Origin of the sequence: Psychrobacter piscatorii, assembly GCF_001444505.1 — a bacterium.
Lineage (GTDB): Bacteria > Pseudomonadota > Gammaproteobacteria > Pseudomonadales > Moraxellaceae > Psychrobacter > Psychrobacter piscatorii_B.
Genome location: NZ_LNDJ01000047.1, coordinates 11,650 through 32,615, shown reverse-complemented (window position 1 = coordinate 32,615; position 20,966 = coordinate 11,650). Strand labels below are relative to the sequence as shown.

The following is a 20,966-nucleotide window of genomic DNA, read 5'->3' as shown; positions in this document are numbered from 1 at the left end:
GCTCACCTCACTTAATGCTAGGCATCTTGGAAAAAACGTCATCACCAAAGATTTGACCAGGATAGCTACTGCCAATTGGTACAGCAGGCTTGACGTAAGTGCTTTGCTGCTCATCAGGCGTCAACGGCTGAGCGAACGTAACATTAGCGCGACCTGCGCTAACGTCCTTTAACCAAGCAATCTCTTCTTTGTAGCGGTCTTCCGGCTCACCTGTTGCGTCGTTTTTATACAGCAAGTATCTTGCGATATTGCAGCAAACTAGCTCTAAGTTATCTGTTTTGGCGATGGGCGTGTTATATCGAGTAGATAAGAAACTATCCATCTTGCCGCTTGCACTCTTTAGTGCTTTAGCAGTTGCAGCCAACGGGTCTTCATGTAACGACTCAAGCTGACTAATTTCCAACTCACTAAAGTGACTGATTAAATCATCACGAGTCGCGTACATAATCAGTCCTTCGGAAATAGTGCGATTAGTGTTTTCTTGTCATCAGATGCGTTGTACTCAATACCTTCTTCATCAAGCAAAGCCTTTAGCTCTTTATTGGTGAGTGTGTCGAGCTCGACCACCTCATTGGTATCATCTTCTGCAGTATCGGCGTCTTCGCCTTCAGGTTCTGCAATAGCACCTTTGCTTAACAAAAACTTAGCACGTTCAGCAGTTAAGCCATTGACCGTCTTGCCATCTTTGACAGCCGCTTTTAGCTCGTCATCGGTGATCGTTGGGATTTTGTCGCCAGTGTTGTATTGGCCGACGGCTTGCTTTGCAATGTAAAATTTAGACATGATTTGCTCCATATGAGCCGCTGATAGGCGACCCATTTAATTATTTAAACAAAGGGTTTTAATTAAAGAGTGATAAAACCAGTACCACCGCAAGCACCGTTTTTATTGATGGTAACTGGCAATGGGCTTGAGTCAGCAATAAATTCATCAATCGGTGGATTATTGCTATAGACGTGATATGGCATTAATTCCATTGCTAACTTGGCAGGATTTTTGCGATGCTTAATCATGCAGTAGTAAAGCGGGTTGTTTAGCTCAGAGATTAGCCAGAAACCATCTTCAGGGATCATTAGCTCGCTTGTGCCATCTTCTTTTTCAAACTCAACGTCATACGTCCAGAAGTTGATGCCATCTACCGTACCGCGTAATTTTGCCTCAGTCTCTCCACCAAACCCACCATCAAATACACGGGTTGCATTGGTATCTTTTGACGCCGTGAATTTTTCATTAAACTCTTTATCATCTGTCATCGCATCGAAAACACGGCTAGACATCTGAGCATCAACTGGGCGACGTTTGCCATGCTTAACCAGGTTCTTAACAATCTTACGAATGTCTCGATATGGCGTAGCGCCTTCTTGGTCCCATGGAATTAATGGCGAGAAATTAAGGTCGACGTGACGACCAAAATCAACGGTTACCCCTGCGTTATCATCACCTTCAACGACAACCTTGCCATACAGCAGTGCATCACGACACATCATGATAATACGTGCGGTTAACGACTGACGAATTAGCCAGTAAGCATTAGCAGCGGCCATATCCCACTCATCTTGCATAGTAGGCGGAACCCCAATACCCTTGGTAGCTACAACTTTCATTGCCTGCAATAGTTTTTGCAACTTAGCATCAATTTTACTTAACGGCTCAACCACTACAGATGGCTTGAAGTAAGGCGCTGGAATGTGGCGGATATTTAGTTCAACTTTGTCCTTAATTACGCGACCTTGTGCTGTTGGCAGTACAGCAGGAGCAAGAGGGATATAGGTTTTGATATCACCTACGGGCACCTTATCTTCGTTGTTTAGATAAATAGGATTACCAAAATAACGATCACGAAAAAAAGTATCGACCGGCTTGCTTAAATCATAAACCGCGCCAAGTTCTTCAAAAGATGCTGTTTCAATTTCAGCGCCTTCAATATTAAAAGTAGCCATAAATATTTATCCTTATTTAACTACGCTAAGCGTGATTTTAGTTGAGCGATTAGCGTATGCACGCGCCGCTAGTTTCTGAGATGCAGTAAGCGCAACGCCATTCAGCTTGACTTCTGCAACATCAAACTTACCCGCAACATATACAGGCATTTCAACACCTGCAGCAATCTTGGCAGTAGCTTGCTCAGCAGTTACGTCAGCTAGACAGATGACATGCCAATCAGCTTGTGCGCCTGTTCCAGCATCGCTGTGAGTCGCTACGTTGGTGCTAGCAGCAATTACTAGCAAGTCACCGCGCTTGTATGCTGTAGCAGCGGTAGGTACGACGCTATCAGTGATAGGCGCGACATCAACAGCTAACGGCTGCTCAGTTGTATAGTTGAAATCAACCATTATTTAGCTCCTTGTGCTTTTGCAGCATTAACAGCTGCCATGATTGCGCTTTCGCCACCTTCGCGGCCATTTGTTGCTTGGGCCTTATCAAGACCGTCAGGTAGTTCAGGTGTTTTTGGTGTAATTGGTTTTGCCATAAACTCGGCAACGGCAAACTGTGCGTCATCCATTGCTTTAAACGCAGTAACTTGCTCGTCGGTAAACTCACGACCAGTATCGGCGGCTAGCTTATCGATAGCTGCTTGACGTGTTGATGCTTGCGTCTTTGCTAGTGCGTCCTTAGCGGCTTGCGCCTCGGCTTTAGCATCAGCAATCTTTTGATCAGATGCAGCTTTATCGGATAATGCCTGATCTTCTAGCTGCTTGATTTTGGCTTGCGCCTTTTCTAACTCGTTCAAGTCGTACTCCTCGGGGTTATTGTTGCTCTGTTTGGCTTGGCTTGATGTTGATACGCTATCTGCTATCTCATCAATCAAACCTAATTCTTTTGCGCGGGTCGCATCGAAACACCGACCTTCAAGCGATGCAATCGTGTCAGCGTTCAAACTGCGATAGCTTGCTACGTGCTCAAAAAACTCTTGAGCATTAGCATCTACACCAGACTGTATTTCTGCCAATTGCTCATCGGTCAGTGGCTCATCATCACCAAACACGGCTTTCCACTTCCCGCTACGGATATTGGTCACCGTGATACCTATTTGCTTTAGACGGCTTACTTGCTCGGTGTGTTTGACTATCGTGCCGATGCTACCTATACCTGCAAACTGTGCCGCTACGATACGGTCAGTCATTACAGCTATGCGATAGGCAGCTGAGTAGGCATTACCACTAACAAACGTCTGAATAGGCTTTGTATTGTCAGCTATTGCTTCATCAACTAAATGCTGGCCTTTAACGTATCCACCTACGCTGTCAATGTCTAGGACAATGCGCTCAACCGTGTAATCGTCATTAGCTTGCTGTATGTAGTCCGCTAAGTTTGCATAGCCTGTTACACCCCATGAGCGATAATCACTTGAGGTTTCAGGCACTAGCAGACCGCGAACATCAATAGTCGCTACGCCATTCTCAACCGTGTAAGCTGCCTCACCATCGTCATCGCTATGACGTGATAGCGCCTTGAAGTCGATAGATGCGAGCTCACCGTTTAGATCGTGGCAAGCCATGAGCGCATGACTGTTAATATCGCGCTTAATCTTTGCTTGTAAGTTCATGTTTATTCCTTACCTGGTCGATGCAAGTTATTACCGCGCTTGATATGCTCCACAGTCACCTCACCAACTCGCATTTCGTGGGCAATATCACCGCCGACAATAATCACATGGCCTGATAAATCCCTTTTTACGCAAATGGCAACACCTTTATCAACATTGCAATACAGGCAATCTTTAAGCGGCTTGCCGTCGAGTTGCACTTCAACATTATCACCGCGCCACGCTGCATATGACTCACTGTTATCAGCGTCTAGCGCAGTCGTATCGATTGTTAAAATCATAATCATCACCCATTAAAAAACCGCCCTTATCGGCGGTCTTGTTTTTGTTTCTTGCGTTTGGTGTAGATGGTCATCGCTATGTCAGCTATCAGCACAACAGCTCTGAGTATTCGTGATTTATTCATTCGCTTTCTTCCTCAATCAGCTCTTTAGCCTCATCAATCATCAAAGCAAGCTCTGGCACCGGTTGCGCTAACATCACTGTGATAGCTGCTTCAATACGCTGTCTTGATGCCAATATCGCATCTGATTGCTTGTAGTACGTGATAGCAAGCTCAGCTATCTTGTCGTTGACTAGCTTGTTCATGTTGCCTGTGTACTGTGCAGGTGTTCCACCAATCCAATCTTTATCGTTTGGTACGTTGGGCAAGTCACCATCATCGGTAATGCCTTTCGCTTGAGCTTGAGATTCAGTCAGCGAACGCATAATGCAACGACAACGATACCCATCAGGAGCATAATGCTGTTGCCAGAATGGATCATCAATATGTCTGACTACGCCATCAAGTACCTTGTGAGCTGGTCGCTGTCTAATATCATTGATACCGTCACGCATCAGATACGGACGTTCATCTTTGTTCTGTTGCTGCTGATACCATCGGCCACGACCGTAAGCGCCTTGGATATTTGTACGAAAGATATTATCTAACCGATGCTTTGGCAAATTAATATCAATATCACCGTCTTTGACCGCTTTTTGAAAGTCTGCGAATGTACCGCCACTGTCGAGTTGCTCATTAACCAAGCCCATGATGTGCTTAATCTGCTCAGTCTGTGCAAGCCCTGCGATAGATACCGCTTGTTGCCGTTGAATAGGTGTCATGCGGTCGTAGTAATCATCAGGTAGCACCACGTTACGATTAAGCGCGTAAGCAATAGCCTCGATGAACTTTACGTCAAATGCTGCTGTTGTCGTTGCCATGGTTTAAACCTCACTCGATTCATCAGCAAAACCATGGGCATCAGACACGGCTAAAAAAGTATTAACTAATTGAGTGAAGTCACTATCAGCTAGATCTTCGCCGCATCGGTTGAACAATGTCTCACGTAAACTAGCAACTTTCTCATCGTCAGTATCACCCTCGATGCTTGCGATAATAGATTTAATATCATCAGTATCAAACGGCTGTACGCTCGCATTTAGCGCATCATCTGCGACTTGCTCAAGCTCTTGCTGTTCAGGTGTAAACTGCTCATCGCCGTCAGCAGCTTTAAATGGCAGCCATGTTTTATTAGCCATTGACGTATAGCGATTGGCCTGTGTCGACGTTGGCAACTTAACAGCGCCTTGACCATCACCGTAGTCCATGTGTGAGATATGCTGCTCGTTATAGCCATGCTCATCAACAAAATATGACTTAGTAAAGCGAACACCCATCTCATGAGCTTTTTTATCAGCATCTAACTGCTCTTGATTAATAAACTTCTTAGCCACCCATTTAAACTCAGGCGCTTCAAATCCATTAGCCATACAGATAACATCAATAAACCGCTGAACGGCTTTAAGCGCGTGCTTACGGTCGCTGCTAAAGATAATCTCTTGCTGCTCTTGATGCACAACACCTTGACCGTAAGTACCGCCTTTATCCGTACCACTGGTAAGCGTCTGACCTAACAAGTAAGTCGTAATACTTTGCTTAACTACTGAATCATAGCTAACGAATGCCTTACCATCACTGGTCGCTGTAATCGGCGTTACCTCTTCATCAACGCCGATAGTCACGACACCTGAGTTATGTGCTGCTAGTAGTGCATTAGCAAATTCCTGCGCGTCATCTTCAGTTGTTGCATCAGTCTTGCCAATCAGCAAAGGTGAACCAAAACGTTCCAAGAACTTAGACCAAAAGCGCCAGCCATTGGTTTTGAAGTAATGCAACCAGTAGACACGGCTTAGTATAGACTTGCCTTTGGGGTTTAGATACGTCGGTTTATGCTGCTGGTATAGATAGCGATAGTAAAAGTCAGCTTGATCACTAATCATGATCGGCTGACTACCATCGTTTGGAAACCATTGCAGAGCGCCACCTGATAACGGCTCAAACCATTGAATAGGTTTTGACATCATGGAAGTAACTGCATTACGCCCATTGCTATCTTTGCCCCATAGCATTTCAATCACATCATAGCCGTACCACTTACTAAGCGATGAGCCTTGTAATATCGTTTCAAGATGCAGGTCTAACTGCCCATAGATAAAATCAGCAACACTACCCTCGCTTGGCGTAATCGTATAAGTAGCATTGCTTAACTCTTCCTCGCGTCTATCAATCGCTTGGTCAATATCTGGGTCAGTAAGCAATGTCTTTAACGCATGACGACTGATACCGGCCTTTTTAAGAATCTCGTCAGTATCAGTACGGATCAGGTAACGGTAAAAAGTCTTACCGCGTAGGTCTGTCACCTGCTCTTGGCTTAGCGCCTTACCTGCTGTGACACGGTAACGCGGTTTTTCAGTTATATCGTTCATCTATACGTCCGTTTGCCAGCAGTGGCTCTGTGTCGTTTATTGGATTTCTTCTCAACCATATTGTCGGCAAACACCATCATCACCGCATCAAATCGGTTCGGTGAAGGCGTGCCCTTTGGTTTTTTGTTGATCAGAATTTTGCCTGCGTTATTTTTTGAGTAGGTTGGCTGTGATAGCTCGGTAGTCAAAGTCGATAACTCCTCAAGCGTACTATCAATACTTATGATATCGCTTGGCTCAAAGTCCATACCCTCAGCGACCGCCCTGTGTGTCAATAAGAAGCGTTTGCGTAATGCCCACCCCGCTTGAGCTTTGAAGTTATCAAAAGCGTCACTGTTCTTTTTGCCAACAATGTCTTCACGCTCGGGCTTATAGATACCAGCCGAACCACGAAAAGGATGAGCATCAACATCAGGTAGCCCTAATCGTTGCTCATTCACTACCCTGGCATCACCTTTAACACCCGCACCCAGTCCGTCAGCGTCATACAAAAAGTATTCTGATTGACTGTCAGCGGTCGCCTCGACTGCCTTTTTAGACGTGGCAAAAATATCTGAATCTTTACCGCTCCAAGTCTCTAAGTAATTGAGCAATACGCCATGACGACCGGCAATAGAGTTCTTATCAATACCTTCGTCTGCTACATCAAGCGCCATCACCTTGCTACCGCTGATATCGATACCCAGTTTCTTATGAGCGTCAATAGCAGACTGCACCCATGCTGACGGTATTAATACACCCTCAACTGATGCCGCGTAATCAATGTCAATCTCTTGGGCCACTGTGACCGCATCAAGCTCATCTAGCTGCTTGTTGTACCACATGTCATCTTTGCGCGGGTCGTCGCGCCAATGAAACGTAAACACGCGGATTTTGCCGCTATGCCTACGCTGTGCAAATGAATTGCTCATACCGTTGGGTGTTGATATGTCGTTACGGCTGTTGGTGGTAGCTGATAATGAAGCATCAACTAAATGCGGACGCTCTAAGAAAGCAGCCTCATCAACAAAATACAATGACGCCCTGTCACCACGACCAATGCCGTCACCTGCCTCACCAGTAATCACACTGCCAGTTTCGGGCAATATAATGCGCTTAAAGGGGCTGTGTTTTTCTCTAATCCAGCCGCCGCGAAACTCAGGAGGCAGACCACTCAAAAACATACGGCCTTTCTCAAACAAAGCTTTAGGACTGCCGATAAGGTCGACGTATTCTTCTTTACGGCTACCAACACCGACTGATAAGCCGTGATTATGTAAGCCTAGTGAGCACGACAATCCCATCATGAGCCATGACATACCCATATCCCGCGTTTTCTCCGTAATGGACGGTTTTTGCAACCTCCAACCGTCCATCAGCCAATGAATCCACTCTTCTTGCTTTGGGAACAACAGAAACGGTATATATGATGGTAAGCCGCGCTCAATGTTGCGCGGGTCATAAGTCACGCCCCAATCAATAATAAATTGCGCGGGATTGTCACGATAAAACGCTTTGAGCGCTGGTATTTGGTCGGGCTGCTGTCTAATGCGCTGTAATCGCTCAATGCGCCACTCGAATACTTGCGCGTAATCAGGATTTTTAAAATCAAATGCAAAAGGGATAGGCATTATTTACCACCCATAATATCCTGATAGGCTTGGCTTGCTGCTTGAGCGTCACCGTTGAAGTTATTGACAACTGGAGTCATGCTTTTGTCGCTAGATTGATGATCTAATTTCTGCTTATTGGTAAACACCTCGCCCATTTCTTTGGCTGCTTGCTCAAGTAGGCTTGCCGCCAATGGTCTGTTTTTAGATTGTTCAGCCTCACGTGCCATCCTACAAAGCATATTTAATCGATACGCTTTATTAGCTATCGCGATATCACTAAAATCTTCTTGGTACTTTTTTCTAGTCGCTGCGAATAACTCCTTCCACTTCTTCGCGCAGGACTGACCAGCGCGCTTCGTTGGGTCGTAACTTTCAACTTGTTGTCTACTCGTTTCAAGACCAAAATCATTCTTGACAGCAGTTACGATTTGACTAGGTGTTTGGTAAGTCGCAAGCCCTTGTACGATAAAGGCTTTGACCTTATCATTAAGGGTTGCCATGTTTTATAATCCGTCTATGTCCTGTCAATAATTTAGCCTTTAATTTCAGGCTCACAATCTTGCAGTTTAGCCATGCGTATAACCGCTTCATCACCGCCATATCGTCTGACAACTCCGAAAAACTCTTCAACGTCATGAGCTATCAATTCGAGCTGTGGTCTACCGTCCGCTTTGAATGATGGGTCACCAAACATATCTGGTTTATGTCTCATGTGGTAAATCTCATGCTCAACCAGTGCGGCAAACTCAGCGTCTGTACAATCACGGCAATAATTGGCATCAAGCGTTACCATGTACTCAGGCACATCACCTAAAGTGTCTTCAAACCACATTTCCTGACGTGTCTTTTTCCAACCACCCGCCATCATCATCACTTTTTCGCACTGGCCTAATATCTGCTTACCAGCTTTGATGTATTCGCTCTGGGCCCACATGAATGCTATTTCAGTTACTGAGTATTCCATTAGGTGTCGATGGTCCTCGTTGAACCATTCATGATCAGGATTAAGTATCGTAGCGTGTAGCCACTCATGTATCTCTGGTGCAGCCATTAGTGGCCGTAAATCACTGGTTGGTGGCATTGGTCTTTTCAACATGCTCACCTCCAATCAGCGTGCATAAAAAAATGCCCAGCACAATCAAGTGAGGGCAAAAGGGTTTATTGACTAACTTCTATCAAATCAACGTAATACTGTGCATCGCGATACCTGCAATTAGCTCGGTCTCTTAGCTTGGTCAGCCAGTATAGCTTGGCAATAGCATTGTCTGTATCATCCCATCGATGATAAAGCTGCTTGTTTGTTAGCTCGTAGTTCATAGCCGTCCATCGCTAAATTATAGGTATAAAAAAAGCCCCATCATTTAAGATAGGGCTTGAATAGGTTTTGTATTTATCGCTTTCCGCTGCGGATGCATACAATATAACACCTTTATACTATATGTCTGGGTCAGAAGTCAAACTATTTCTTCTGTTAACATCTGCTCAATCTCACCTTCTGCCCTATCAACCAACGTCTTGCAGTGCTTGTGGCACATCTTCATTCCTGCTTTAATGCCGCCACGTCTATACTCAGGCATTGATTTAGTGAGCTTCTGTGCCAATCGTTGATAGCTATAACCGTATCGATATTTGAGCTTAATCAGCCGATAACTAAAGGCATCGTGTGTTTTGAGATAAGACATGGCGTGTTCAATATCTAACATGTCATCGTCACACCCGATATCAACACCGCCGCCATCGCTTGGCAGTATGAAGCTCCATGCTGATTTATAGCCTAACGGACTGCAACTACCAACACTGCCGCCCCCTACCGGCGCTGCTGCTATATTGCCGCGACCTACCCAGCGGCCCCACATTGTAAGTTTAGCCTTGATGCCTAGTTCATCAATCATTCGCCTTGCTCCTCAAAGTCCTGCAAAAATACCATTGGGTGTTTGCTACCAATGTCGCCTTGGGCGTTTTGATAAGTGACATAAGTTTTAGCGACTCGCAAGATGAGCACAGGCTCACCGCTTTCTTTGTTTATCCATGTTTTGTCTTTGGTGATCATCGGTTGGCCTCGCTTTCTAAATCTATCGAGTCAAGTCTTGCGTAAAGCTCAGACAGCGTACCGTTGTTAGTGATCACAATATCGCCAGGTTTTACGTTTAGTGTCTGTTCTGATACATGGCTACCCTCAATCCCCCCACGCCCTTTGATGTGAATCAATACGCCATGCTCACGGATTAAATCAGCTTCATTCTCAAAACGTACGTCTGGGACAATCAAACGTCGTCCCGCGTTCATCGACTCGAAAACCGTTAGCCAAAAATCGTCAGCTATGAGATTACGACCCCATTCCGTGCCAAGCGTTTGCAGCATGTGACGTGTAGAGACACCGTATTGGTTGCTAGGTAGGTCTTTGGCTTCATCGCTAGTATCAACGTCGATTGCGTTAAGCATGGCTTTCATAGGATCAGCGAACGATGCTGTTGACCAGTTGCTACCTAATTTATTCAGTAGGTATTTAGCAGCTGTGTCCTTACCGCTTCGAGCCTGACCTGCTATGCCGATTAATCTCATCTTACCCACGGGTATCTCCCCAAAAGTCTGTAACTCAATACCATCATCAAACGTGCAATCAATCTCACTCATAACCCAATCCTCGATAAACATTTATAAACTTCGATATACTTTTTTATACTGCGTTATTTTCGCCAATTGTCGTCTGTCATCGATCTCACATAGGACAATATCGACACGGCCACCGGGTACGATCTCCTTACCGCGATAAGTGTGTATTTCATCAACTTGACTATCGTTCTTGATAAATTGAGCTTCTTCCAATGCGTCCAGTATCAGCTTATTGCGATTGTCGATATCTGAGTCACGCTTATCGGCTGCATAGATGGTTACTTCCACTGCTATACGCTTCTCAGATGGCTTGTGAGGTGCGTGACGTCCGATTGACTGGTAAGCGGTGCGCTTAAACTCTCTTGAGCGTTCAGTGAGCGTTTTGCCCCCGCCACGGCGCTGTTTTGTGTAATCGTTTACGCTTGGTGGTACTGCTGGAATGCTTAATTCTGCTATCAGGGTTAGTCTGGTCATTACTTGTCGCCTCCAATGTAAAAGTAAGCCACTCGCTTTCTACCTCTACCGCTTTGAGTTTCAAGCTCTCTTATTTCGACAATGCCTTTGTCAATCATGTTGTCCAATAAGTCTTGAGACTGGATTACACTCAATGAGTCAAAATTTCTGATTTTATGTTTCAAATCACGTTTGGTTAAGCCTTTGGCGTTCGCCTTTTTCAAGTGAGTTATAACCAAATCGTAAGCAGTGATAATGTTGTTTAGTTTATTAAATTCATCTACAAGCGGTTTTAGCTGATCACGTTTTTCAATAGCAAGTTCGATGTTCATACTGTAATTCCTAATTAGTTAATTAATATTGTTTGACTTATCGTCTGTAGCCCATGTATATTAAGGGTTCTTGGATTAACGCTGTTTAATTCAAACCTCGTAAAACCTCTATTGTTGTCCATTCTTGCCAATTGATGCGCTCCTCTGAATGACGTTAAAACCCCTTGATATATATAGCCTTCGTAATTGTTGTCATGTTTTTTCATGGGGTACACTTGTTTTCATTAATATATATAAATAGGTATACCCCCCTAATAATAATGACAACAATTCTATAGCCCTTACTGCGTATGGAGTTTCAACGTCATTCAATAGGTCGCGACTATTCGCAACAATTGACAACAATGAAAACTAAGCTGTCTCCATATTTTCGCTATTAAAATTATCTGGCGTGATAAAACACACTCTTTTACGGCCGGGGCCAAAACTTTTACCTATCGACACCTGCATTATTTGATTCTCAATTAATAATGCTTTAAATACTTGATCACGGTCGTTTGGCTTAGTCGATCTGAACAACTTACTATTGCGCGATAAATCTCTTTGCGTTGCGCCTTTCGAGCCGGTGCGACTGACCATTTCAAGCACATTCAAATACAATCTATGGAAATCACCATCCGCCACATTGGTTGCTGCAGCGCGCATGAATCGTTTTCCATAAAAGACCACGTAAGCAATGCACCAATCAGCAATCAAATCCGTAACGACTGGATTCTCTGCGTTTTCACACACTGCCAAGGCAGTCGCTAATCGCATTGAGTTTTCAACCCAGCGGCGTGTTAGATCCGGCAGTTGGAATAACCCCTCTCTCTCTTGCGCTTCCAAGCTATCAAGCAAGTCATCAAACAAGTCCATAGCCTCATCACTAATCGCCACCGTCTTTGGCGTTGGCGTTAGATCGTAACTATCAACATTGCCTGTCAAATCAGTACGGCTTTGCGGTTGCGGATGGCGTATATCCTGCGCCCACTCTCTCAAGTGTTCTGGTACCGGCTTTTTCTTAATGCGGCGTCGTTCTGCCAATGGCTCAGAAGCTTGGATGACAACTTGTCTATTCAAGAAGCCATCCTCAATCTCACCTGTACTTAAGTTGTCAAATATCTGACCAGGCGTACCAATACCAAGTGTCGTTATGGCGGGCCAATGGATGACAATGTTTTTCTCAGCTGTCGCTTTACCTTTGGCAATATCACCAAGCTGACTGTAGTTTTTAGGGATCATGTAAGACGTGGTAGCCGAATAAGCTTCTGTTAGCGTGCTAAATGCTTCAGCCATTTGACCGTTGTTAGCTTTGCGAGCGGTCGCTAACTGCTTGCCAACTTCATCGGTAATCTGTATGTGACAAGGTGATTTGCATAGCGCGGTGTAGACTGCGCCGGGCGATGTGTTACCACTACCTGATAGCAGTGTCTCAAGCCCCGACTCAACTAAAAATGTTTGAATGGATGTTTTGGCATAGTTCTTACCAATACCCGTATCGGCAAGCAGCATGAAGAACATAGAGCTGGTGTTGTTCTCTTCAGATGCGTAATTACGACCAGCTAGTGTGCAAGCTAGTGATAGCGCAGTCAGTACCGTTATTTCACGCTGCGGTTGGCGGCTATTGCCTTCAATCCAGTCTGTGATTTCATTGAGCTTATGGACTGGTATGAATTTCAAATATTCTGGCACTTGCTCTGCGCTACTATATTTTTCAATCATCACATCCTCGGCGTCATAATCGATATCTTGCGAGCCGACCACGCCAACACCTGACTTTGTATTAATCCAGCCGCTATCCTGCGCTAATTTAAAAATGGTTGGCACGTCGACACTATCAAGGCCCTTGTGGCGAAATGAGCGCCATACTCGGTACTGATCATCATGATCATACTTATCACTACCCGCCGACCAGTCGCACCACATGCTGTAGGCACGCTTATCGTTGGCGGTATGTAATGCCATGCCGACAGTCAGCCATGTGTCACGATCATTGTTGTCAATAAATGGCAGCGCTTCTAATACGTCGTAATATTGGCTGTCATCCATACCAAAGTTGATGGCGACATCGTTGTTACTGTCTGCCGCTTGCGACGTGCTAAATGAGCGAATCCAATCAGGCAATGGTCCTGCCACTGCCCCATCTAATGGGCAACTTGACGCCTCCCAAATGTATTCGCCGCCGCTGATATGATTACTTGGCTCAGCGATAATGTAGCCGTTCAGCTTTACATCCACGCCCTTACCTAGCTTACCGGGTAATGTGCCATCAGGACGCAAGAACAAACGATGCTCACCCGCCCCGCCCGTCAGCTGGACCACATCAGCGACCAGCTCCCCATGTTCGCTTTCTAACTCTTCCATGGTGTAGTCACCACCATTGCGCGGATCAATATCGATTGCACATAGACCGCTGCCCGCTAGATAGACCGCAATGTTTGCTTCGGGATGCGTGGTAAACCAATCGGTAATGATAGCTTTGTCATCAGTAGCCGAATCTTGGCCACGCGGCGCCAATGCAGATATCGGATGCTTGCCTGGTGACTTGCACTCTGTACCGCATGCACATTTACCGTCGACTATCGACCAGCACGGGAATATTTTCCATCCAAGGTCAGCGTAAGCTAGTGCTGTGCTTAGGGTCTTTGACACCTCTTGCATATTATTCTTATTCATGGTTTAATTAAGTCCTTAGTAAGTTTTAAAAGAAAAACGAAACCCCATCAATTCGCCGTTGACTGGGGTTTTTCTTTGTCTTGAGTCTCTGCAACTTCATAGCTATGACCGCCAGAAAAAACTATCGTTTCTTTCTTTTGCTTGTTTTCCACATGGTCGAATTCACGATCCCATGCTTGATCACCTAAATGGTTCATGGCTACCGTCCTTGTAAGTGAGGATTGTCTTTGGCGTGCTTACGCTTGACGTGGTTCTTGAGCGATTGCAGTGCTGACATAGCAGTCTGTATCTTGTTCGATAGAACGTCTAACTCGTTACAGCTAATACGACCGTCTTCTAGCGCCTTGTGCATTTCAGCCATCACATCACCTTGACAAGCAGACGCTGATAACGCAGTCATGATCAGCTCATCTTTTGTCGCTGCACCATTCACTTCGCAAAACACCCCACCTAGACGATGAGCCATGGCTTGGATAATTGAATGGTCGCCAGTAAATTCCATGATAGTCAGGGCTTCATCCAAACGCAGATGATGTGTGTCGCAGTTAGGGTTTACTTTGCTGTTTAACACAGTGTTAGACATACCCATACGAGCTGCGATAGCTGTTGAACCTCCGTGTTTTTCGTTGTGTACCGTCTTGTGTGCTGCGTCTATTACTTGCATTTGCGTGTCCTATGTATTTATAAAAACGTTTTATGTAAGCCTTTCTTTCTGTAAAGTTAATTACAGGGACTAGACTTCTTCAGGTTGTTCTTCAATTTCTGTTAATTTAGGACACAGTTCATGAGCTTTAATAGCGCCCTTGGTTTTGGCTTCTGCACGCATAGCATTAAAGCTGTTAACGCCATGGACGCAATTCAACCAACCGCTTACTGTGCCCTGCTTAACTTTTAGGGCTTCCGCAGTTGGTATTTGACCACCGAAGTATTCGATCAAGCGTACAACTGGCTCGAATTTCTCTTTAGGTTTTGAGTTCATAATTGGATACCTTTATTTATTTATCCAATAATAAAGGTAAGCCTTTATTTAGTCAATACTTAATAACGGCGTGCCTGTTTGAGTAATTATAGGAACGCCTATAAAATATAGGCAAACAGAATAGGAGAGCTTTATGGAACTGAAAGACAGACTAAAAAAAGCTCGCAAGTACGCTGGACTAACTCAAAAAGAAATTGAGAGTAAGATCGAAGGTCTTAAGCAGTCTAGCTACAGTGAACTTGAGAGAGGTGAGAGCAAAAGCTCTACTAAGTTAGTGGAATTAGCGACACTCTTTCAGGTTAACCCAGTCTGGCTAGCTACTGGCGATGGCGCAATGTTGACCGAACCCCAAAAGGAGTTGGTGCAGATACTAGAGGCAGGAACTGTGTCAGTATATGATGGTAGTGACGATATGGTCTCTATCCCTATTTATGACGTTTATTTTTGCTGCGGCGATGGTAATGGCTCTTGTGAGTTTGAAAACATCAAGGGTTATAGAAAGTTACCACCTTCTTTTTTCAGAGATAGAAACATCAAGCAGGAAGACTTTAAATTGATTTGTGCTGTCAATGACAGCAACCATCCTTACATTAAAGATGGTGATGAGGTTGGTATCGTAGTAACCGATAAAGAGATAAAAGACGGTGAGTTCTATGCAATTTTGTTAGATGGGGACCGTATGATAAAACAGATTTTCAGAGAGGCTGGTGGGTCTTATAGATTAAGTAGCTTTAATAAAGCCTACCCAGACAAAGTGGTTACTCCTGAGCATAGCGAAAGCTTAATCATTGCAGGTAGACAAGTTTACAGGGCGGGTTAAATATGTCGAATACTAATAGCTGGGCTTACATATGGGTATGCCACTTCTTAAAGCACGCTAAACCAGTAGATTCTTTACCAGTTGGCTGGTGCGTATATCGTGAAGCAGTAGACTTTGAATAACACAAGGATGTGATGAATGAAACAATTAATACTAGCCGCGGCACTAGCTATGTTCGCTTTATCGTCCAATGCCGGCGTTACTACGATAGACAATCCATTTCAAAGCAATACAGTTCTGAAGGAATCTGTTGAAGTGGATCACCCTCTATTCGCTAAGGGTGCTGGTGGTGCTCAATGCAAAGGCTTACCTAGTACCTGCGGCCAAATGGCCAATTGTGAGCAAGCTAAGCAGGCATTGGAGTGTGGTAACAAACGACTAGATAGAGACAAAGACGGAGTACCATGCGAGTCAATATGCCCAGGTGGTTAATTAGTATAGCTGCCTTATCGTTAACTGCATGCTCTCCTTCTCAAGATGATAGCTACGCCCGTCAATTTGTTTCTGGTGGTGTTACGGTGCACGAAGCGTTCTGGCCCATTGATCATGATACGCCCTATCCGTTCACTACAGATGGCGAGATCTCATGTGTCTATTATCCAGATTTTGGCATTGAGGTGTATTTTCAACCTTTCGGCTATATCGAAGATTCTTCTATTGGTACGCCGCTTAATAAGGCGGCTGCAAAGTCTCTGAAGAAAGACGGCATGCTTCCAAATGTGCCGTACAGTATTAAGGAAGGTGCTGACTTGAGCGAGGCTGTAGAAGTTGGGCTGAAGATGTGCTATCAGAGGCCTGAATGAAATTAAAGATAGTTAGCTTAGTTCAAAGTTGTTAGCATTTATGAAACTTGATGAAGATGAAATCTATCGTACTTACTATTTATATTCACATTAGAAAATAAAAAACTTGGAGTTTGTATGTCTAATATCAACAACCTTACAGATCAACAGCTGGAACATGAAACAACTGTAGAAGAACAAATTAAAAAGAATCAGAAAGATTTTGACTTTGATATACGTGAATATCCTATAGAATTTCTGATGACTAAGTTCAATGCTAAAGATAATGAAAACTCGGAAATATATATTCCTGACTATCAACGAGACTTTATTTGGACAGATAAACAACAATCTTTGTTTATTGAGTCTTTACTAATAGGACTTCCTATTCCATACATCTTTGTGGCAGATATTGATAGAAGTGAAAGAATTGAAAGTGATGGAAGGTTAGAAGTAGTTGATGGATCACAACGATTACGTACTATTTACAGATACTGCGTAGATGAGTTAAAACTAGTAAATCTAGAAAGGCTTAAAGCATTAGAGAGTAAGAGATTTTCAGACCTTCCTTTATCAAGACAAAGGCGTTTTCTACGTACATCAATTCGTATGATTGAATTAACTCAGATTGATGAAGAGGGTCGCAGAACAATGTTCGATCGTCTTAATACAGGAGGTACTTTGCTAACTGATATGGAAAAAAGAAGGGGAACTCAAGATAGTCCTTTCTTAGATCTAGTTGAAGAAATGAGTAGAAATGATTTGTTTAATAAATTAGTGCCTTTATCTGCTGCGAAAAAGAATCATAAAGATGATCAAGAATTGATACTTCGATTCTTAACTTACAGCAATAATTATGAAAACTTTCAATCTCAGGTTAGAAGTTTCCTTAACGACTTTATAGAAGAGAATAAAGATATTTCGGATGAAGACAAAGAGAAACACCGTTTAGACTTCGTAACTATGCTAAATTTTGTAGAGAATAATTTCAAGTATGGTTTTAGGAAATCTGAAAAAGCTAAGTCTGTACCGCGTGTTAGGTATGAAGCTATTTCATCAGGTGTTATATTAGCTATCAAAGCCAATCCTAAGATATCTAACCAAAAAGATATTGATACTTCATGGGTTTTATCAGATGAATTTAATGATAAGGTTACCGCTGACGGGGCAAACTCAAGACCAAAGGTTAAAGAAAGAATTGAATATGTAAAAAATAAGATATTGGATCAAATTAAATGAATCATACAATTACAAACAATCAACTTAAAGCCGCCTATGATATCTATCAAGAAAGAATAACAGAAGCAAAATTATATTTAGAATTTATTAAAAAAATCGAATCAGGACATACTCAATTAACTAATAGAGAAAATGATATTTTCACTATTAACCGTGAACTTAAACACACTGTTTATGCTTCTATATATCTTATATTGTATAATATTATCGAATCTACTTCGTTGGCTATCATTGATGCTATTCATGAAGATATAAAATTAAATGACATAGAAGAAGACTACTTAATTGAAAATCTTTACGAACGGCTATTAAGACAACTCGGAAAGTACCTAAGTGAAGGAAAAATCAAGGAAGTCTTAGATCTTAAGATGCCAAAAAATAAAGCAATGTATATTCAACTATTAAACTTAGCTCACGATAAAAGTACTATTTTTAGTGGAAATATAGATTTGTTAAAAATAAAAGGAATAGCTAAAGATTATGGGTTTTCAATCTCGCCAATTCGAGGTGAACCTTACAATCCAGAAGACATACTAGTTATTAAACATCTAAGAAACAAATTAGCTCATGGAGGGTATTCATTTTCAGAGTGTGGGAAAGACATAGTTTTTTCTGATTCTAACATAGAAGTAAAAACACTAATAAATGATAATGGTAAAGATAAAGAAGTAAAACTTACATCAATAGCAAAAAAGGTTTTGTCAGTTGAAAGATTATTTAACGCATTATTCGTTAATTTAGATATATATCTTACGGAACAAAATTATCTAAACAAAACGGTGCTGTAGGCTTAGCCCTACTACCTCCCCTAAACGTACAGGAACGGCATTACCGATCATTTTGCCAACCGACTTAATGGTAAAATCACCCTCACAAAACTGGTAATCTTCTGGAAAAGTTTGGAAGATTGCAGCTTCACGCAATGATATAGCTCGATGCTGTGAGGGATGCCCAAAACGACCGTTACCAAATCCGTAGCATTGAGTTGTCATTGTGGGAGCTGGCTTGTCCCACTCCATACGGCCATAAACGCCACCATAGGATTTCCCTGATTCTTTAACGTGACATTTAGCAATCAGTTCTTCTGGCCAGTCCTTCCATGTTCCACCTGGCTTGGATGCTTTAATACGCTTCATATTAAGCTCGTTGAGCTTTGAGCATATATGCAGCGGATCTTCTTTATTTTTCTTACCAGAGTATAAGACAGGCAAATCTTTAATTACATCTCTTACAGTCACTGGCTTAAGGTGTGTTGGAGGTATAAGTTTAATATCTTTAGATAGTAAGCTAGCTAACAGCACATGACGCTTACGTGTTTGTGGTATACCATACTGTATACAATCTACTCTATTAGCCGATACGGTGTAACCCAACTCTTCAAGCTTGGCAACAAAATCATGATACACCTTATGCTTAGTAACATCTGGTACATTTTCCATAGTTACAAGTTCAGGGCGGACATCTTCAATTAACCTCATAAAGTGGTAAAGAAGTGGCCATTTCTTATCTAGAGTTGTATCTTTACCTTGGTTATATGTAGAAAAAGGCTGACAAGGAGCGCAGCCAGCAAGAAGACGAATAGCACCTTTTGAGTACCAGTTTTTAATTTCATCTGCCGTGACGTCTGCTACATCTTTATGTACAAAGGCGGCTTTATTGTTATACTCATAGCCATGACGACAGTCAGGCTCAATATCATAGCCTGCTTTCACTTTAATACCAGATTTTATGAGGCCTGCTGTAAGGCCACCTATACCACAGAACAAATCTACTGCTTCTATATTCATGTCACTACTCCTCTACGTAGGTATGATACACCAACTTGCTATAAAACTCGAGTAGCAACACAAAATTTTATTACTTTTAACTTTCTAGAAACCCACCCCACGGTGGGTTTTTTATTACCTAACCCACACCCAACCCGCCATTGAGCGGGTTTTTTTGTGCTTATATATTTAATTAAGGTCATAATATACATTGTGAACAGTTGCCGAATAGTTACCAATCGGTTAAAGTCGAGTAAATTACTAATTTATATATTCAGGCGAGCGATATGGCAGATAAGGTACAACAGAAAGTAATATTTTGTCCGAACGATGGCAGATCCACTTTACATTATAGAAATAACAAAGAGATTCACTGGTTGATGCATCTTGTACTAGCTATATTCAGCCTTGGTATATGGATAATCGGCTGGGCATTTGTAGCTATTTATCACGTTCTTACCAAACCTATTGCTGGCAAATGGACCTGCTCGCAATGCGGAGGCTTAGAAGAAGACCTGCCTAAGCATCAGAACGCGCATCATCAGCAAGCGACAATACAGCCAGAATACCCTCAACCCCGGGATATTCCCTCTACAGTTCCTGAGCCTAAACTACCGACCGAATTACCGCCATTAGAAACCTTTGCTATTGATAAAAATATCAATGGTGGCTTAATTGAGTTCTTCGGATTACAAAGGTGGTACCAAACCGCTTTTAACGATGAGCAAAAACATAGACTAGAAGAGCGCTTTGGTATTGTAGCTGGCAACAAACTAGCTTCAGGCCCAGTACGCTTTAAGTTTGCCAATGTCGATATACTGCAGTTTTTCTATGAGCTAGAAGAAAAGCTTAAGCCGCAAGAATTCAGCGATATTTATAAGTTGGTGGATGAGCAGTACAAAGTAGAAGCTGGTAAATTCTGCAAGATTGATGACGATAGATGGAATAATGAAAAATACTATAAATCATGGTTTGCACTGATGAAGCCTAGAATTGACGCACTTACCAAGTTAAAAGAAGATGACTATTTCAAACAAGGTCAGTTTGATATGGTTAATGATAATTACGCAACTCAGCCTTGCTTAGATATCAGCGGTAAAGGTTTTAATATTTTGAATGGTGAATTAGATCGTGCGTTCGATCAGCATTTCTTTGAGCCTATAGAGGGTTGTCGGTGCACTGTACGAGGTTATAGAAACTAAAAATTTATGTATTACTAAACCACCCTAGAGGTGGTTTTTTTGTGCCTAAATATATAGGTATATAGATATTTTTTATAAATTTACCGATATTTACCGATATTAAGCTTGACTTGTAATATCGGTGTACCTATAATCAAATTCATCGAAAGGGCAAACGCCTTGTGAGAAATCACTAAAACTATTTAACAGCTCAAGTATTCAAATTTAGTTATTTACATACATGCGATTGGTACGCCAG

27 protein-coding genes are annotated in these 20,966 nt (G+C 42.8%); 6 read left to right on the top strand and 21 right to left on the bottom strand.

What is annotated here, in order from left to right; genetic code table 11:
- Positions 1-7 precede the first annotated feature (7 nt).
- The 20 genes from AS194_RS02655 to AS194_RS02570 form a co-directional block, all read right to left on the bottom strand.
- Positions 8-445, bottom strand: coding sequence for a phage protein Gp36 family protein (locus AS194_RS02655; protein ID WP_058023931.1), 438 nt, complete (start codon positions 443-445; stop codon positions 8-10).
- Positions 446-447: 2 nt separating this feature from the next.
- Positions 448-783 (bottom strand): hypothetical protein, encoded by a 336-nt coding sequence (locus AS194_RS02650; RefSeq protein WP_058023930.1) that lies wholly within the window; start codon positions 781-783, stop codon positions 448-450.
- 62 nt (positions 784-845) lie between these two features.
- Positions 846-1,940: a major capsid protein gene (locus tag AS194_RS02645; RefSeq protein ID WP_058023929.1), complete on the bottom strand. Its 1,095-nt coding sequence runs from the start codon at positions 1,938-1,940 to the stop codon at positions 846-848.
- A gap of 12 nt (positions 1,941-1,952) precedes the next feature.
- Entirely contained in the window at positions 1,953-2,333 is a 381-nt protein-coding gene (locus AS194_RS02640) for a hypothetical protein (protein ID WP_058023928.1), read from the bottom strand.
- Complete coding sequence (locus tag AS194_RS02635; RefSeq protein WP_058023927.1) at positions 2,333-3,547, bottom strand: S49 family peptidase; 1,215 nt, start codon at positions 3,545-3,547, stop codon at positions 2,333-2,335. The genes AS194_RS02640 and AS194_RS02635 overlap by 1 nt, the downstream gene beginning before the upstream one ends.
- 2 nt (positions 3,548-3,549) lie before the next feature.
- On the bottom strand, positions 3,550-3,828 hold the full coding sequence (locus AS194_RS02630) for a hypothetical protein (protein ID WP_058023926.1): 279 nt from the start codon (positions 3,826-3,828) through the stop codon (positions 3,550-3,552).
- Between the two features lie 121 nt (positions 3,829-3,949).
- Positions 3,950-4,750 carry a phage minor head protein gene (locus AS194_RS02625; protein ID WP_058023925.1) on the bottom strand — a complete coding sequence of 267 codons (801 nt, stop codon included), beginning with the start codon at positions 4,748-4,750 and terminating at the stop codon, positions 3,950-3,952.
- Positions 4,751-4,753: 3 nt separating this feature from the next.
- Positions 4,754-6,295: a DUF935 family protein gene (locus tag AS194_RS02620; RefSeq protein ID WP_058023924.1), complete on the bottom strand. Its 1,542-nt coding sequence runs from the start codon at positions 6,293-6,295 to the stop codon at positions 4,754-4,756.
- Positions 6,292-7,905 (bottom strand): TerL protein, encoded by a 1,614-nt coding sequence (locus AS194_RS02615; RefSeq protein WP_058023923.1) that lies wholly within the window; start codon positions 7,903-7,905, stop codon positions 6,292-6,294. The genes AS194_RS02620 and AS194_RS02615 overlap by 4 nt, the downstream gene beginning before the upstream one ends.
- The gene (locus AS194_RS02610; protein WP_058023922.1) at positions 7,905-8,387 is read right to left on the bottom strand and encodes a DUF2280 domain-containing protein; all 483 of its coding nucleotides are present in this window, start codon (positions 8,385-8,387) and stop codon (positions 7,905-7,907) included. Before AS194_RS02610 ends, AS194_RS02615 begins: the two co-directional genes overlap by 1 nt.
- Positions 8,388-8,419: 32 nt before the next feature.
- A complete protein-coding gene (locus tag AS194_RS02605) occupies positions 8,420-8,983 on the bottom strand; it encodes a putative metallopeptidase (RefSeq protein ID WP_058023921.1) in 564 nt (187 codons plus the stop codon).
- 358 nt (positions 8,984-9,341) lie between these two features.
- Entirely contained in the window at positions 9,342-9,779 is a 438-nt protein-coding gene (locus AS194_RS02600; protein WP_058023920.1) for a hypothetical protein, read from the bottom strand.
- Positions 9,776-9,937 carry a hypothetical protein gene (locus AS194_RS13710; RefSeq protein WP_161808408.1) on the bottom strand — a complete coding sequence of 54 codons (162 nt, stop codon included), beginning with the start codon at positions 9,935-9,937 and terminating at the stop codon, positions 9,776-9,778. Before AS194_RS13710 ends, AS194_RS02600 begins: the two co-directional genes overlap by 4 nt.
- A complete protein-coding gene (locus tag AS194_RS02595) occupies positions 9,934-10,521 on the bottom strand; it encodes a hypothetical protein (protein ID WP_058023919.1) in 588 nt (195 codons plus the stop codon). Before AS194_RS02595 ends, AS194_RS13710 begins: the two co-directional genes overlap by 4 nt.
- A gap of 21 nt (positions 10,522-10,542) precedes the next feature.
- Complete coding sequence (locus AS194_RS02590; protein WP_058023918.1) at positions 10,543-10,974, bottom strand: RusA family crossover junction endodeoxyribonuclease; 432 nt, start codon at positions 10,972-10,974, stop codon at positions 10,543-10,545.
- Positions 10,974-11,285 (bottom strand): hypothetical protein, encoded by a 312-nt coding sequence (locus AS194_RS02585; protein ID WP_058023917.1) that lies wholly within the window; start codon positions 11,283-11,285, stop codon positions 10,974-10,976. Before AS194_RS02585 ends, AS194_RS02590 begins: the two co-directional genes overlap by 1 nt.
- 351 nt (positions 11,286-11,636) lie before the next feature.
- Complete coding sequence (locus AS194_RS02580) at positions 11,637-13,940, bottom strand: bifunctional DNA primase/polymerase (protein WP_058023916.1); 2,304 nt, start codon at positions 13,938-13,940, stop codon at positions 11,637-11,639.
- A gap of 47 nt (positions 13,941-13,987) precedes the next feature.
- A complete protein-coding gene (locus tag AS194_RS13705; RefSeq protein WP_161808407.1) occupies positions 13,988-14,137 on the bottom strand; it encodes a hypothetical protein in 150 nt (49 codons plus the stop codon).
- A gap of 2 nt (positions 14,138-14,139) precedes the next feature.
- The gene (locus AS194_RS02575) at positions 14,140-14,604 is read right to left on the bottom strand and encodes a phage regulatory CII family protein (RefSeq protein WP_058023915.1); all 465 of its coding nucleotides are present in this window, start codon (positions 14,602-14,604) and stop codon (positions 14,140-14,142) included.
- Positions 14,605-14,673: 69 nt separating this feature from the next.
- Entirely contained in the window at positions 14,674-14,919 is a 246-nt protein-coding gene (locus tag AS194_RS02570) for a YdaS family helix-turn-helix protein (RefSeq protein ID WP_058023914.1), read from the bottom strand.
- 133 nt (positions 14,920-15,052) lie between these two features.
- Between AS194_RS02570 and AS194_RS02565 the strand changes: the two genes are divergently transcribed.
- The 5 genes from AS194_RS02565 (at position 15,053) to AS194_RS02545 (ending at position 18,548) form a co-directional block, all read left to right on the top strand.
- Complete coding sequence (locus tag AS194_RS02565; RefSeq protein WP_058023913.1) at positions 15,053-15,739, top strand: XRE family transcriptional regulator; 687 nt, start codon at positions 15,053-15,055, stop codon at positions 15,737-15,739.
- Between the two features lie 138 nt (positions 15,740-15,877).
- Positions 15,878-16,171, top strand: a complete 294-nt coding sequence (locus AS194_RS02560; RefSeq protein WP_083499574.1) for an excalibur calcium-binding domain-containing protein — start codon at positions 15,878-15,880, stop codon at positions 16,169-16,171.
- Positions 16,144-16,542: a hypothetical protein gene (locus AS194_RS02555; protein WP_058023912.1), complete on the top strand. Its 399-nt coding sequence runs from the start codon at positions 16,144-16,146 to the stop codon at positions 16,540-16,542. Before AS194_RS02560 ends, AS194_RS02555 begins: the two co-directional genes overlap by 28 nt.
- Positions 16,543-16,659: 117 nt before the next feature.
- Positions 16,660-17,760, top strand: a complete 1,101-nt coding sequence (locus AS194_RS02550) for a DUF262 domain-containing protein (RefSeq protein ID WP_058023911.1) — start codon at positions 16,660-16,662, stop codon at positions 17,758-17,760.
- Entirely contained in the window at positions 17,757-18,548 is a 792-nt protein-coding gene (locus tag AS194_RS02545) for an MAE_28990/MAE_18760 family HEPN-like nuclease (protein WP_058023910.1), read from the top strand. The genes AS194_RS02550 and AS194_RS02545 overlap by 4 nt, the downstream gene beginning before the upstream one ends.
- Here AS194_RS02545 and AS194_RS02540 read toward each other — a convergent pair.
- The gene (locus tag AS194_RS02540; RefSeq protein ID WP_058023909.1) at positions 18,528-19,547 is read right to left on the bottom strand and encodes a DNA cytosine methyltransferase; all 1,020 of its coding nucleotides are present in this window, start codon (positions 19,545-19,547) and stop codon (positions 18,528-18,530) included. The genes AS194_RS02545 and AS194_RS02540 overlap by 21 nt on opposite strands.
- Positions 19,548-19,813: 266 nt before the next feature.
- Between AS194_RS02540 and AS194_RS13800 the strand changes: the two genes are divergently transcribed.
- Positions 19,814-20,728 (top strand): hypothetical protein, encoded by a 915-nt coding sequence (locus AS194_RS13800; RefSeq protein ID WP_200960307.1) that lies wholly within the window; start codon positions 19,814-19,816, stop codon positions 20,726-20,728.
- The last annotated feature ends 238 nt before the right edge of the window (positions 20,729-20,966 follow it).